We start from the raw sequence: 13,434 nt of genomic DNA, 5'->3' as shown, positions 1-13,434 counted from the left end.
CGTTGAAGGGTGCGTCACTGCCAGCCGTAGCGGCGGATGTAGACACGCTTGAGCAGCGTGGCCAGGCAAGCGTAGCCCAGCAATATGGCAATCATCCACGGGAAGTAGGCCGCCGGCAGCGCCTGCAGCTTGAAGTAGCCGGCCAGCGGCCCCATCGGCAGGAAGATGCCGGCCGCCATCACGGCCGCCGTGGCCAGCAGCAGCGGCCAGGACGGGCGGCTTTGCAGGAAGGGGATCTTGGGCGTGCGGATCATGTGCACGATCAGCGTCTGCGTGAGCAGCCCGATGACGAACCAGCCCGACTGGAACAGCGTCTGCTGCTCGGGCGTGTTGGCGGCGAAGACGAACCACATCAGCGCGAAGGTCAGGATGTCGAACAGCGAGCTGATGGGCCCGAAGAACACCATGAAGCGGCCCAGGTCGGCCGGGTTCCAGCGCAGCGGCTGGCGCACCAGTTCGTCGTCCACGTTGTCGAAGGGGATGGCGATCTGCGAGAGGTCGTACAGCAGGTTCTGCACCAGCAGGTGCAGCGGCAGCATGGGCAGGAAGGGGATGAAGGCCGAGGCCACCATCACCGAGAACACGTTGCCGAAGTTGGAGCTGGCCGTCATGCGGATGTACTTCAGCATGTTGCTGAAGGTGCGCCGGCCCTCGATCACGCCCTGCTCCAGCACCATCAGGCTTTTTTCCAGCAGGATGATGTCGGCCGCTTCCTTGGCGATGTCCACGGCGCTGTCCACGCTGATGCCGATGTCGGCCGCGCGCAGGGCCGGGGCGTCGTTGATGCCGTCGCCCATGAAGCCGGTGATGTGGCCGTTGGCGCGCAGCGCATGCACGATGCGCTCCTTGTGCAGCGGCGTGAGCCGGGCGAACAGCTGGTGCCGCTCCACCGTCTGGCGCAGCATCTCGTCGTTCATGTGCTCGATCTGCGTGCCCAGGATGATGTGGTCTGCGGACAGCCCCACATCGCGGCAGACCTTGGCGGCCACCAGTTCGTTGTCGCCGGTCAGCAGCTTGACGGCCACGCCGTGCGCGGCCAGGGCGGCCAGCGCCTCGGCCGTGGTTTCCTTCGGTGGGTCCAGGAAGGCGATGTAGCCGATCAGGGTCAGCTCCGACTCGTCGGCCACGCCGTAGTCGCTCTTGTGCGGCGGCACTTCCTTCATGGCCACGGCGACCACGCGCAGGCCCTCGCGGTTGAGCTCGCGCGTCACGCGGCGCACGCGGGCCAGTTGCTCCTCGTCCAGCGGGCGCGTGCCGTCGCCTTCGCGCAGGCGGGTGCAGGCGCCCAGGATCTCCTCGACCGCGCCCTTGCAGATCAGCTCGTGGTGGTGGTTGCGCTCGGCCACCACCACGGACATGCGGCGGCGCTCGAAGTCGAAGGGGATCTCATCGACCTTACGGTAGTCCTCGGCCAGGCGCATCTGGGTGTGCAGCTCCACGTGTTCCAGCACGGCATGGTCGAGCAGGTTCTTCAGGCCCGTCTGGTAGTGGCTGTTGAGGTAGGCGAAGCGCAGCGTCTCGTCGCAGGGCTGGCCGAAGGCGTCGGTGTGGCGCTCCAGCACGATGCGGTCCTGGGTCAGCGTGCCGGTCTTGTCGGTGCACAGCACGTCCATGGCACCGAAGTTCTGGATGGCGTCCAGCCGCTTGACCACGACCTTGCGCCGCGACAGCACCACGGCGCCCTTGGCCAGGGTGGAGGTCACGATCATGGGCAGCATCTCGGGCGTCAGGCCCACGGCCACGGACAGCGCGAACAGGAAGGCCTCGGCCCAGTCGCCCTTGGTGTAGCCATTGATGAACAGCACCACGGGCACCATCACGGCCGCAAAGCGGATCAGCAGCCAGCTGACGCTGTTGACCCCGGTCTCGAAGGCCGTGGGCGCGCGGTCGTTGGAGGTCACCCGCGTGGCAATGGTGCCGAAGTAGCTGCGGTTGCCCGTGGCCAGCACCACGGCCAGCGCCGTGCCCGAGACCACGTTGGTGCCCATGAACAGCAGGTTGCTGGCGTCCAGCACGCCGGTGCCATTCGATGCACTGGCGTCGGCGCGCTTTTCCACGGGCAGGGATTCGCCGGTCATGGCGGACTGGCTCACGAACAGGTCCTTGGCGCTGAGCACGCGGCAGTCGGCAGGAATCATGTCCCCGGCCGACAGCACCACGAAATCGCCAGGCACGACCTCGCGCAGTGGCACCTCGTAGCGGCGCGCCTGCTGGCCGAAGCCGCTGTGCGGGGCGTCTGCGGAGTCGGCATCTGCCGGCGCCGTGGGGCCGCCATTGCGGCGCAGCACCGTGGCCGTGCTGCTGACCATGGCCTTGAGCCGTGCGGCGGCGCGGTTGGAGCGGCCTTCCTGCACAAAGCGCAGCAGCGTGGACAGCAGCACCATGGAGGCGATGACGACCGTGGCCTTCATGTCCTCGGTGGCGTAGGAGACCACGGCCAGCAGCGTCAGCAGCAGGTTGAAGGGATTGCGGTAGCAGTACCACAGGTGCAGCCAGCCGGGCAGCGGCTTTTCGTGCTCGACCTCGTTGGGGCCCAGACGCGTGAGCGCGGCGCGGGCCTGCTCGCGGGTCAGGCCGTCTTCGCTGGAGCCGGTGCGCGCCAGCACGGCGGCAATGTCATCGCGCGAGGCGCGCAGCAGCTCGCGCGTGAGGGTCGGCGATACCGAGCGCGAGTGGTGCACGGCCGTGCCCGAGGGCAGGGCATTGCGCCGGAACAGCCCCAGGGCGTGGCGGCTGCGCAGAAACGCCTGGAACAGGTGCTTGAGGCTTTTCATGGGGACCTCCCTGGCGGCTCAGGCCTGGCTCGAACGAAGGGTGGCGCGCAGCCAGTGCCAGTTGCGCTGGCAGGCGCACAGCAGGCGGCGGCGCAGCGGCGGGCGGGCCACGGTGGCCGACTGCAGCCATTGGCGCCGCGCATGGGCAGGCAGGTGGCGGTAGACCTCGGCGCGCTCCTGCGCCGCCAGCAGTGACAGAACGTCGGCCTGCTGGCGCTGCGTGAGCGCCACGAGTGCGTGAGCGAAGAGATCAGGACCGTGTTGCTGCAGCAGGGCGTGCAGTTGTCCGGTGTGGCGTGCCGCAATGGCGGCTTGCAGGGCCAGCTGCAGGGTGCTGGCGCGGGAGGTGTGGCTGGCGCGTGCGGAGACGGGTGCTGTGGCGGGCGTGGTTGCCGGCGTGGTGCGCAGCGCGGTGATGACGTGTTGCATGGCGGGCTTCTTTCGTTGCGGCCGAAAGAAGCCCGGCACCTATCCGTCAATGGACGTGCGCGGGTCTCCCGGCCGGGGCCTTGGGATGAGGCGGAAGGGCCGCAGGCATGTGCGGCCGGACCGTATCGGAGGGGTCAGGGCAAGATCGACTCGGATCGGGGTCCATGGGGGAGCTCCTTTCTGACGAGGGGACGGACAAGGCGGGCGGCGCGCTCAGCGCGGCTGCAGGCTCAGAAAGCTGCGGATGCGGTGCGTGGGCCAGTGGGTCTGCAGGTCCAGGTGCATGGCGTGCTCCATGGCCGAAGGGGCCTGGGCTTGCATCTGTGCCTGTGCCTTGGCCTGCATTGCTGCCTGGGAGGCAGCCACGCGCGTGCCGGTGGCGCCAGGGCAGGGCGCGGCAGTGGCAGGCTGCAGGCGTTGCATTGCGGGGCGGACGAACGGTGTGGACATGGCTTTCTCCTTGGCGAACCAGGAAGACCGCCGTAGGCAGGGCCGTCAAGCAGCGTGGGCCGGGCGCTGCTCGATGGCAGCCACACGGGCACGCGGTCAGTGATCAACAGCCATTGGAATCTTCGGTGCAGGAGCGGCGTGCCTGATGCAGGCCAAGCGCCACTGCAGCGCCAGGCGGCGCGAAGATCCAAGGGGAAACGCAGCAATGGATGGAAGCCGACCGACATGGCCGCTCCCATCACAGGAGTCGGTCAGTCAGCCAGCAGCGAAGCCATTGCGGCGCGCTGTTTGTCACTGGTTGAACTGGCACTGTCCACGGAGGACTCCTGAAAATGCGATCCCTCGATTGTGCCTTGCGAGCTGCTTCGGGTCAACCCTGATGTCGATGCGCGACGGGCCAGCCAGCCCTGCACGATCAGCAGTTGTGCCGCGTAGTAGGTGGACAGCACGCCGGCTTGCGCACCGTCGAAGGGCTGCACAAATCGGTTGATGGCCAGCAGCGAGTCGCTGGCCATGAAGAAGCAGGCACCCATGGCCACCTGCCAGGCCGCCTTGCCGCCCAGATGCCGCGCGCGGCCCAGGGCCTGGGCCGCCATCAGCGCAATGACCAGCACATAGGCGGCCACGGGCAGGCGCAGCGCGGCGGGCAGGCCGCCCTGCCAGAGCACGGCATACATGCCCGCGCCCAGGGCCAGCGTGGCGGCCAGCGAGGGCCGGTGTGCAAACCAGGGTGCGTCCTGGCGCAGCAGCACGATATAGGCCAGGTGGGCCAGCAGGAAGCTGGCAAGGCCCGGGATGAACAGATCGGGCAGCATCAGGAACACGTCGCCCGCCAGGGATGCCGCCAGTGCCGCGGCCAGCCAGCAGGCGCCGCGCGCGGGTTTCGCCAGTGCCGAGAAGGCCGTGCTGCCGCGCCACAGCTGCATGACGGCGATCAGCGCCAAGACCATGGCCAGCGGCTTGAACAGCCAGTGCCAGTGCAGCATGTCCAGCACGCTGGTGGCGGTGGCCAGCGCGCCGGCCTCGATGGCCAGGGCCACCCATAGGCTGATGCGCCCCTGCATGGCCGCGCCCAGTGCCCATTGGCAGGCCAGCAGCACGCCAAACCACAGCGCATTGCGCGCCGTCGAGGACTGGTCGGCATGCCACAGAAACAGCGACACCCCGGCGATTAGCGCCACGAACTGCAGGCCCGCAAACCAGCGCAGGCTGCGCTGCATGTCGGGTGCGTAGAGCACGCGGTGCGCGTCCAGGTCGAAGGCCGGCCTGGGAAAGCGCTGCGCCACATCGGCAGGGCGCCACCCGGGCGGCTTGAGCCAGACGCGCAGCTTGTCGCCCCAGCGCCGCGCATGCCAGCTGTCATGGATGAGTTGCCGGTACACCACGGCGTTGGCCCACAGCGGATCCCAGCTTTGCAGCAGGCCGCGCGTGCCGTAGACGCAGGGCTCGCTGTCGTCCTCGGGCTTGAAGGTGCCGAACATGCGGTCCCAGACGATGAGTATGCCGCCGTAGTTCCTGTCCAGGTAGCAGTCATTGACGGCGTGGTGCACGCGGTGGTTGCTGGGTGCGCAGAACCAGCGGTCGAACCAGCCCAGGCGCCGCACCTGCTCGGTATGGACCCAGAACTGGTAGAGCAGATCGATCAGGCCCACGATGGCAAACACCAGCGGCGGCACGCCGGCCAGCGCCATGGGCAGGTAGAACAGCCAGCCCAGCAGCGCGCCCGAGCTGGTCTGGCGCAGCGCCGTCGACAGGTTGTAGTCCTGGCTCTGGTGGTGCACGGCGTGGGCTGCCCACAGCACGGCCACCTCATGGCCCATGCGGTGCAGCCAGTAGTAGCAGAAGTCATAGAGCAGCAGGGCCAGCAGCCAGCCGGGAATGCTGGTCCAGAAGGCGTCGTTGCGCCACAGCGCCACATGATCGAAGGCCAGTGTGTACAGACCTATGCGCAGCAGCTGGGTGAAGACGGCGCTGGTCTGGCTGAGCATGCCCAGGCTGATGGAGCTGACGGCATCGGCCAGCCGGTAGGCATTGCGCCCGCGCCACAGGCTCACGCCCCATTCCAGCGCGATCAGCAGCAAAAAGGCCGGCGTGGCGAAGACGATGATTTGGCTGGGTGAGGGCATCATGGCCCGTCAATTCTGGACAGGGCCGTTGTGCGGCGCCTTAGGCGTGAACCCTAGGACACGGAATCACAAGGGTTGAAACGGATTGCAATAAATGGGGCTTCATGGCAAGCACGTGGCAGGAAAATTGCGCCCTATGGCAGAATCGCCCGCTTTCCACGCGCTGGACGTGCTTGCCCTGCAGGCCATCGCCAGCCCGCACCGCCTTTGCCGGCATGCGCCTTGCATGCCCAAGCCCCATGCCCTTGTCCCGCCGCTCCCTGCTATCGGCTGCCGCCTCACTGGCTGCGGCCCTTGCCGCTGCACCCGCCGCCCATGCCGCGCCGGGCGCGGGCAAGCCCTGGCCGGCAGCCGGGCCCATCACCCTGATCGTGCCCTTTGGCGCGGGCAGCGATGTGGACGCCACGGCGCGGCTGATCGCCGAAAAGCTGGGTGCGCGGCTGCATCAGTCGGTGGTGGTGGACAACGTGCCGGCCTCCGGCGGCGTGCTGGGCGTGAGCAAGGTGGCGCGCTCGCACGCCGATGGCTATACGCTGCTGCTGGGCTTTGACGGGCCGGTGAGCATTGCGCAACTGGTGAACTCTTCGGTGCGGTATGACGCCGAGCGCGATCTGGCGCCCGTGGGCCTGGTCACCGCAGCGCCCATGGTGATCGTGGCCCGCCCGGGCCTGCCGGTGCACAACCTCAACGAGCTGATCAGCATGGCCCGCGCCCGGCCCGGCGCGCTGACCTATGCCACGCCGGGTGTGGGCACGGTGCTGCACCTGGCCATGGAACGGCTGCAGGAGCGCGCCCGCATCCGCCTGGTCCATGTGCCCTATCGCGGCGTGGCCCAGGTGACCAGCGAGGTCATGGGCGGCCAGGTCGATCTGGGCATTCTGATGACCACCGGCGCCACGCCGCTGGTGCAGCAGAAAAAGCTGGAAGGCGTGGGCGTGACCTCGGCACAGCGCATCGACGTGATTCCCGAGGTCATGAGCTTTGCGGAGGCGCCTGATTTGAAGGGCTTCGAGCTGGAAGCCTGGACCGGCCTGTTCGCCCCCGCCCGCACGCCCGAACCCGTGGTCAGCCGCCTGGCCGCCGAACTGGCCGAGGTGCTGAAGCTGCCCGAGGTCCGCAAGCGCCTGCAGGACAGTGGCGCCACGCCCGGCTCGGGCACGCCGGCCACGTTCGCCCAGTTCCTGAAAAAGGAAAAGGCGAGCTACACGCAGATCGTCAAGTCCGCCAATATCCAGGTGGAATAGGCCGCGCTGGCGGTCAGCGGGTGACCGCTTTTTTCCATTGAATGAAGACAGGGCCGGTGAAATCGGCGGCATTGTCTGCAGTCGCCTTTGTGCGCCGAGTGCCACGTATTGGTGTGTGAAATCTGTTACCCTCCGCTTACATTTTTAAGGGGGCGGTGTGGGGGTGGAGAAAATCATGCGCCGGGCCATGGCATGGCTCTGGCTTTTTGCGCTTGCAGCGTCGGGAGCTGCAATGGCCGAGGACCGGCCCACTGTCACTTTTGCGGGAGTCGCCTATTCGGGCGACGCCAGTTCGCAGCAGCAGCGATTCCCTTATTCAAAGCAGTATGAGAGCCGCCTGAAGGCCGCCGGGCACAGTGCCTATGCGCGGGCACTGGCATTCGTGCAGCAGGCGCCTGCACAGCATCTGCAGATATCCACCAATCCCATCGATGAGCTCAAGGGGCGCGACCAGGCCCTGGTGGTTTCTCTGGTGCTCAATTCCGAGACGGTCTCCGTGGAAAGCTTTGGCGGCGTGCGCAAGCTGTTCATCCTGATTCGTGGACAGGCCCTGTTTTTCGACTTCAAGTCCATGACGGCGGTGCGTTCGTATCCACTGAGCTTTGCCTTCATCGACAACCTGCGCCACGAGCCGTCGCAAGAGGAAATCATGGAGCGCGTGACCAAGGTATACGAAGGCACGGGAGGCAAGCCCGGCATCTTCGGCCGTTTTGCCCAGGTGCTGGCCACGGCCACCGTGCCCTCGCAGACTCCGCGTTTCCTGCAGGTCACCGATATCCAGATTCCCGCCGCCATGGCCGAGATGCTGCCCGGCTATCTGCAGGACCCGCAGGTGCACAAGACCTGGGCCGCCGATATCGTGGGCGAGGCCATTTCCAGCCGCATTGGTGTGCCCATCATTCCTTTTGCCATGGGCTATGCCGTGGGCAATGTGATGCGCATGCAGGTGCTTGACGGAGAGGTCTACACGCTGCAGCTGCCCAGTGCCGACTACGCCATCAGCGTCGATTTCAAGGGATTCAAGAAGCTCAAGTTCAAGGAATCCAGCGCCGGCACCAGCTATGTCTACGGCACCTTTGCCGATATGCGCATCCAGCAACCCAATGGGCCGGTGTTTCTCGGTGCCTCGCTGAAGAATGCGGAAGTGAAGGTGGTGCCTTCCACGCAAACCCATGTCGATGATTTTCCGGCGTTCTATGACTCGCTCAACGGCCTTTTCGTGAAGCTGGCCGAGACGGTGGCGGCTGGACGGGGCAATGACTGGCTCAAGTCGGCTGCTGCCGAGAGCGACATCGAAGCGCAAATTGTCAAAACAAAAGACCTGATGAATCTATGCAAGTAATCCAGAAAATCCTCCTGTGCCTTTCCATGGCGCTGTTCGCGGCCGGTGCGGGCGCGCAGGTGCAGCAGGCACGCGGCAAGGCCTCGGTCAGCTACCAGGATTCAAAGGTCAGCCCGCAGGACAAGGAGCGTGCGCTGATGGCGGCCCAGCTCAAGGCCGTGGAGTTCTACTACGCCGAAGCCGGCCAGTCGGAGGCCGAGAATTTCGACGCCGTGCGCGACAAGATCCTGGCCAATCCCGATCGCTATATCCTTGAGCACACCGTGCTCAGCGAAGAGGACAACGCCGACAGAAAGCAGTACACGGTCTCCGTGCGCGTGGCGCTGAACGTGGCCAATCTGCGCAATGCCGTCAAGGCCAACTCGGCCGTGGCCAGGGGCGGTCCCGCAGGCCGGTCGCCGCTGGCCTTCATGTTCGTCTCGCGCCAGGTGGCCACGACCAAGTCCTTCGATGACCGCGTCTACAAGCGCGTGGACGAGACCGAGGACGTCAAGGCCCAGGTCAGCGCTTCCGAAAAGGGCAGCGAGGGTGAATCCATCCGTGGCGGACGCATCAGCACGAATGCCTCCACGGCGACCTCGGGCACCGCCTCGGTCAAGAGCAGCCGCACTTCCGAGACCGGCGGCAGCACGACGCGACGCTCGGCCGAGTCCACCTGGCGCGTGATCCCCAGCGCCAACCTGTCCCAGGTCTTTTCCTCCAACTTCGCCAAGGCCGGCTTCAAGGTGTCAGAGGCTGCCATGGTGGAGCCCTACACCGGCGGCCACTTCAAGGTCGCGGCCGTGGAGAACGACTACAAGAGCGGCATGGACCTGCAGCCCTCGACGCTGGCGGCCATGGTGGCCGGCATGCGCACGGCGCAGATTCCCTACATCGCCCTGGGCACGCTGGATGTGGGCATGGGCGAACCCGATCCCCAGACCGGCCTGATGCGCGTGAGCGTGACGGTCAACGCCAAGATCCTGGACATCGCCCAGACCATTCCCGACACGATTGCCGCCGTCGGCCCCGTGCTGTACGCGGGCATGGGTCCGTCCGAGGATGAGGCGCGCAACAACGCGCTGAAGCTGGCCGCCAACAACGCGGCCCGCGATCTCACCAGCCAAGTCACCAATCTGGGCCTGCGCTGAGCGCTGCGGCTTCCAAGGTCCGGCTGCCATGCAGCCGGACCTTTTTTCCGTTCTTTCGCTTTCCTCGCTTTCCACGTTTTCCACGCTTTCCTCGTTTTTATCTTCGCCGTCCGCGTTCACGGACTGCTGCAACCCGAGTCCATCTCCATGAAAAAGCTCTTCACCACCGTCGCCGTTGCCGCCGCCATGTGCAGCCCCGCCCTGACACAGGCACAGTTCTCCATGCCCTCCATCCCGGGTGTCGGCAAGCTCATGGGCGGCAGCGGCTCTGCCGACGTGGCCGGCCAGGGCGACGCCCTGGTGCGCAGCTATGTGGGCGCCAGCAAGGAGGTGCTCAGCGCCAATGCCAAGATGGCCACGGCCCTGGGCCTGAAGGAGCAGGCTGCCAGCGCCGCCAGCACGGCGGACAGCCTGGGCGATGGCGCCACCATCGGCGCGCTGGGCGATGGCAACAAGGTGGTCTCGGACACCAGCGGCGCGATTGCCGAGTCCATGGCGAAGAAGCCCGTGCTTGATGCCGCGTCCAAGGCCACCTTCGCCGAGGGGCTGGTGCACCTGGTCAACGGCAGCGTGAAGTACGCCGGCATGGGCAAGGATGTGTCGGTCATGGGCAAGAGCCTGCAAAGCGCCAACCCCATGCAGCTGACCAAGCTCACCTCCGCGGCCTGGGTGGTGTCCAAGTTCCCCGGCTCGGCCTCCGACCTGTTCAGCACCGTGCAGACGGCCATCGCCTTCGCGCGGGCCAACGACATCGAGGTGCCGGCCAATGCGGCTGACGCCACGGCCGCGCTGGGCACGCTCAAGCTGTGATCCGGTACAGGCAAGGAGCACTTTCTATGCGTACCCGCATCATTGCGGCCGTCGTGGCTGCCTGCGCCGCCATGTCCGGCTGTGGCGACAAGCCATCCGAGCAGCCCAGGACCGACGCGCCTGAACAACCCCAAAGCGTCGCCCCACCCGTGCCCGACGTGGGCAGGCTGGAGACCGTCGAGGTCCAGGTCATCGGCCTGGGCCAGTCCCCTGGCGAAGCCATGGCGCAGGCGCTGCAGATGGCGCTGCTGCAGGTCAATGGCGCCGTGATCCAGTCCGCCTCGGTCACGGCCAAGTACGGCCTCGACGTGGCGCTGGGGCAGGACGCCGCCTCGCTGCGTGCCAGCGCCTTCGCCGAGGTGGTCAAGCAAAAGTCCGGTGGCGTCATCCAGTCGGTCCAGGTGGTGGATCTGGAAGAACCCAAGCCCTGGGCCAAGCGCTACAAGTACACCATCAAGGCCAACATTTCCAAGTTCAAGCCTTCGGCCGAGATGCAGAAGATCAAGGTCGTTGTGGGGCCGGTGCGCTTCGAGCAGGCCTCGCTGCCCATGGGCGACCGCAGCGTTTCCGCCGCCGAGGTGGGTGCAACGCTGAGGCAACGCATCAGCGACGCCCTGGTGCAGACAGGCCGCTTTGCCGTACTGGACCGCGAATTCAGCCCCGAGATCGAGCAGGAACTGGCCATCATCGCCACGGGCCAGGCGCCCAGCGCCGAGCTGGCCAAGCTGTCCCAGGCCGCCAGCGCCGATCTGGTGTGGAGCGCCCGCGTCAGCAGCTTTGCCTACAACCGCCATGCCCGCCAGCTCAAGACCAGCGACCGCCAACTGGTGAGCTACTCGGGCGGCTGGGCCCTGTCGCAGAAGCTGGTGAACGTGGCCACGCGCCAGGTCACGGCCTCGGATTCGCTGCGCGGCTCCGCCCCTTCCACGGCACCGACCACGCTGGGCGCGGGCGTGGATGGCAACAAGGTCATGACCGACATGAGCGATGCGCTGGTCGCCGGCGTGGTCAGCTCCATCCTGCAGCGCACCTTTCCGCTGACCGTGGTCGCCCGCGATGGCGAAAGCGTGGTGCTGAGCCAGGGCGGCCAGGCCGTGAAGGAGGGCGCGCGCTACCAGGTGGTGGCCATGGGCAAGGAAATGAAGGACCCGCAGACCGGGCAAAGCCTGGGGCGCCTGGAGTCACCGTGCTGCGAACTGGTGGTCGATCGCGTGACCCCCAACCTCTCCTATGGCCACCTGGAGAACATGCGCGGCGGCATGGAAGACCTGCCACCGGGCGGGCTGCAGGTGCGTGAAGTACTGAAAGCATCCGCTGCGCCCGTGCTGGCCGCACAGGCTGCATCAGGTGATACGGCCGCGGCCGGTGAGCTCCAGGCCGCACCGGCCCGTGCCGCACAACCGCCCGCAGCACGCCGCGCGGCATCGCCCGCCAAGGAGGCCGATGCCCCGGTCGGCAAGAAGGACGACGACAACTGGTAAGCGACAAGCGGCGGGGAGGTGCGCTGCGGCGCCCTTCCCCGTGCGGGTGCTTAGCTGAAAACCTCGTCGCGCGCACCGCCTTCCAGGTGCTGCACATCGCCCCAGCCGACCAGGCCCAGGCCCTGGGGCGTCCACAGCAGGCGGTTGATGGCCGCGTTGCCCAGCGCCCAGGTGCGGGGCGCCTGCACTTCCTGGTGCGTGGCCAGGCGGTAGAGCACATCCATCACGCCGCCATGCGCCACGATCACGATCTGCTCGCCGGGATGGCCACTGGCCAGCCGGTTCACCGTGGCCGAGATGCGGTCGCGCAGCATCAGCAGCGACTCGCCTCCGCCTGCGGGCACGAACTCGGGATCGCGCTTGCGCCAGCGCAGCGCATCCTCCGGGTGGGACGCCTCGATATCGTTGAAGGTCTGGCCCTCGAAGCTGCCGAAGCAGCGCTCGCGCAGGCCCTTGTCGGCCGTCAGCGATGCGCCCGTGCTTGCGGCCACGGCTTCGGCCGTGACATAGGCACGCAGAAGGTCGCTGCTGTAGATGGCGGCTACCGGCTCGCCCGCCAGGGCCTTGCCGGCCTGGGCGGCCTGCCAAAGTCCCATGTCGTTCAGAGGAATGTCCAGATGGCCCTGGATGCGGGCGTCCACATTCCAGGCGGTTTCTCCGTGGCGGATGGCAATGATGCGCGTGGCTTGCATGAGGGGCTGGCGTGGGGTGCTGCAAAAAGAGCAGGCATTGTCCCGCAAGCCAGGCAAGCCTGCATCGCGCGCCACCGTTGAAACTGGCGCGGCCCAACTCAGGGACGCCGAGCAAGAGCCGCCTCGCGGCGGGGGCTCCCAGCCGAAGGCGTCGTCCCCCTCCGCGAAGCGAGAAGGGGAAGCGGCGCAGCCGCTCAGGGGGTCAGATCAGCGATTTTGCGTTGTTCAGCACGAAGTCGCAGGCCTTTTCCTTGAGGTCGCCCTTGAGCTTGTCGATGCTGAAGCTCTTGCCGTTGGAGCCGGTGACCAGGCCGCCCAGGCCGTTCTGGAATCCCGTGTCCTTGGGCTCTTCCTGCTTTTGCATGCCCAGCTTGCCCAGCAACTGGTCCTTGACCTGGGCCGCCTTGTCGGCATTGAGGTAGTTGTTCTTCATGCAGTAGGAGATGACGCCTGCCGCATTGCCGGCCGTGGCCGAGGGGCTCAGGCCCAGGGTGGACAGCGCACCCGCACCGCCCGCCCCCGCACCCGCACCCAGCATGCCGCCGAGGCCGGAGCCGGCGCCTTCGCTGCTGGCGGCGGCCTTGTCACCGCCAAGGCCCGAGGCCTGGCGCAGCGAGTCGCCCAGGCCCGACGCCTGGGCGGGCAGGGCGCCCAGGCCCAGCATGGCGCACAGCAGTGCGCTGGCAATGGATGTCTTCATGGATGCTTCCTTTCCGCGGCAACCCGCAGGCTCGATACAGGGCCTGAAATTAGCACGCCGTGCGGCGCAGACCTGTGCCCGATTGCAAACCTTTGCCAGAGTGGGCCGTGGCGGTCTTTCGCGTTTTCACTAGCTGTCAAAGCCGTTGGCCTGTCCATGATGGCCGCACGCCAATGGCGGGCCGCAGGCGGCGGTCTTGTTATTTGGAAATGGCTTTTAAGTATAAAAATCAATTCAACAAGCTGTAAAAGTTATT

Annotated in this window: 11 protein-coding genes; 5 read left to right on the top strand and 6 right to left on the bottom strand. The window is 66.7% G+C overall.

Annotated elements, in window-relative coordinates; translation table 11 throughout:
- Nucleotides 1–14: 14 nt before the first annotated feature.
- The 4 genes from mgtA to A4F85_RS17925 all read right to left on the bottom strand — a co-directional run bounded on the left by mgtA (nucleotide 15) and on the right by A4F85_RS17925 (nucleotide 5,779).
- Nucleotides 15–2,774 (bottom strand): magnesium-translocating P-type ATPase, encoded by a 2,760-nt coding sequence (gene mgtA, locus A4F85_RS17940; protein WP_063327341.1) that lies wholly within the window; start codon nucleotides 2,772–2,774, stop codon nucleotides 15–17.
- Between the two features lie 18 nt (nucleotides 2,775–2,792).
- Nucleotides 2,793–3,203, bottom strand: coding sequence for a hypothetical protein (locus tag A4F85_RS17935; RefSeq protein ID WP_063327340.1), 411 nt, complete (start codon nucleotides 3,201–3,203; stop codon nucleotides 2,793–2,795).
- Between the two features lie 213 nt (nucleotides 3,204–3,416).
- Nucleotides 3,417–3,653 carry a hypothetical protein gene (locus A4F85_RS17930; protein ID WP_012203161.1) on the bottom strand — a complete coding sequence of 79 codons (237 nt, stop codon included), beginning with the start codon at nucleotides 3,651–3,653 and terminating at the stop codon, nucleotides 3,417–3,419.
- Nucleotides 3,654–3,904: 251 nt separating this feature from the next.
- On the bottom strand, nucleotides 3,905–5,779 hold the full coding sequence (locus A4F85_RS17925; RefSeq protein WP_063328017.1) for a lysoplasmalogenase family protein: 1,875 nt from the start codon (nucleotides 5,777–5,779) through the stop codon (nucleotides 3,905–3,907).
- Nucleotides 5,780–6,018: 239 nt separating this feature from the next.
- On the opposite strand from A4F85_RS17925, the gene A4F85_RS17920 reads away from it, so the two are divergent.
- From A4F85_RS17920 to A4F85_RS17900, 5 genes are all read left to right on the top strand, one after another.
- A complete protein-coding gene (locus A4F85_RS17920) occupies nucleotides 6,019–7,023 on the top strand; it encodes a Bug family tripartite tricarboxylate transporter substrate binding protein (RefSeq protein WP_043825721.1) in 1,005 nt (334 codons plus the stop codon).
- A 232-nt stretch (nucleotides 7,024–7,255) separates the two neighbouring features.
- The gene (locus A4F85_RS17915) at nucleotides 7,256–8,365 is read left to right on the top strand and encodes a hypothetical protein (RefSeq protein ID WP_231890574.1); all 1,110 of its coding nucleotides are present in this window, start codon (nucleotides 7,256–7,258) and stop codon (nucleotides 8,363–8,365) included.
- Nucleotides 8,356–9,495 (top strand): hypothetical protein, encoded by a 1,140-nt coding sequence (locus tag A4F85_RS17910; RefSeq protein WP_012203165.1) that lies wholly within the window; start codon nucleotides 8,356–8,358, stop codon nucleotides 9,493–9,495. Before A4F85_RS17915 ends, A4F85_RS17910 begins: the two co-directional genes overlap by 10 nt.
- A 147-nt stretch (nucleotides 9,496–9,642) precedes the next feature.
- A complete protein-coding gene (locus tag A4F85_RS17905; protein ID WP_063327338.1) occupies nucleotides 9,643–10,305 on the top strand; it encodes a hypothetical protein in 663 nt (220 codons plus the stop codon).
- Nucleotides 10,306–10,331: 26 nt separating this feature from the next.
- Nucleotides 10,332–11,786 (top strand): CsgG/HfaB family protein, encoded by a 1,455-nt coding sequence (locus tag A4F85_RS17900; RefSeq protein ID WP_063327337.1) that lies wholly within the window; start codon nucleotides 10,332–10,334, stop codon nucleotides 11,784–11,786.
- A 50-nt stretch (nucleotides 11,787–11,836) separates the two neighbouring features.
- On the opposite strand, the gene A4F85_RS17895 is transcribed toward A4F85_RS17900, so the two are convergent.
- A complete protein-coding gene (locus A4F85_RS17895) occupies nucleotides 11,837–12,478 on the bottom strand; it encodes a histidine phosphatase family protein (protein ID WP_063327336.1) in 642 nt (213 codons plus the stop codon).
- A 202-nt stretch (nucleotides 12,479–12,680) separates the two neighbouring features.
- Nucleotides 12,681–13,178, bottom strand: a complete 498-nt coding sequence (locus A4F85_RS17890; RefSeq protein WP_063327335.1) for a DUF2501 domain-containing protein — start codon at nucleotides 13,176–13,178, stop codon at nucleotides 12,681–12,683.
- Between the last annotated feature and the right edge of the window lie 256 nt (nucleotides 13,179–13,434).

The organism is Delftia sp. GW456-R20, from assembly GCF_001622915.1.
Classification (GTDB): Bacteria; Pseudomonadota; Gammaproteobacteria; order Burkholderiales; family Burkholderiaceae_C; genus Comamonas; species Comamonas acidovorans.
The sequence above is the reverse complement of the archived record's forward strand: the minus strand, read 5'-3'. Positions and strand labels throughout refer to the sequence as shown.

Excerpts from the sequence above, each read along its gene's own strand:
- A4F85_RS17895 (WP_063327336.1), bottom strand. The coding sequence starts at position 12,478 with ATGCAAGCCACGCGCATCATTGCCATCCGCCACGGAGAAACCGCCTGG.
- A4F85_RS17915 (WP_231890574.1), top strand. The coding sequence starts at position 7,256 with ATGGCCGAGGACCGGCCCACTGTCACTTTTGCGGGAGTCGCCTATTCG.
- A4F85_RS17935 (WP_063327340.1), bottom strand. The coding sequence starts at position 3,203 with ATGCAACACGTCATCACCGCGCTGCGCACCACGCCGGCAACCACGCCC.
- A4F85_RS17920 (WP_043825721.1), top strand. The coding sequence starts at position 6,019 with ATGCCCTTGTCCCGCCGCTCCCTGCTATCGGCTGCCGCCTCACTGGCT.
- A4F85_RS17905 (WP_063327338.1), top strand. The coding sequence starts at position 9,643 with ATGAAAAAGCTCTTCACCACCGTCGCCGTTGCCGCCGCCATGTGCAGC.
- A4F85_RS17890 (WP_063327335.1), bottom strand. The coding sequence starts at position 13,178 with ATGAAGACATCCATTGCCAGCGCACTGCTGTGCGCCATGCTGGGCCTG.
- A4F85_RS17900 (WP_063327337.1), top strand. The coding sequence starts at position 10,332 with ATGCGTACCCGCATCATTGCGGCCGTCGTGGCTGCCTGCGCCGCCATG.
- A4F85_RS17930 (WP_012203161.1), bottom strand. The coding sequence starts at position 3,653 with ATGTCCACACCGTTCGTCCGCCCCGCAATGCAACGCCTGCAGCCTGCC.
- mgtA (WP_063327341.1), bottom strand. The coding sequence starts at position 2,774 with ATGAAAAGCCTCAAGCACCTGTTCCAGGCGTTTCTGCGCAGCCGCCAC.
- A4F85_RS17925 (WP_063328017.1), bottom strand. The coding sequence starts at position 5,779 with ATGCCCTCACCCAGCCAAATCATCGTCTTCGCCACGCCGGCCTTTTTG.
- A4F85_RS17910 (WP_012203165.1), top strand. The coding sequence starts at position 8,356 with ATGCAAGTAATCCAGAAAATCCTCCTGTGCCTTTCCATGGCGCTGTTC.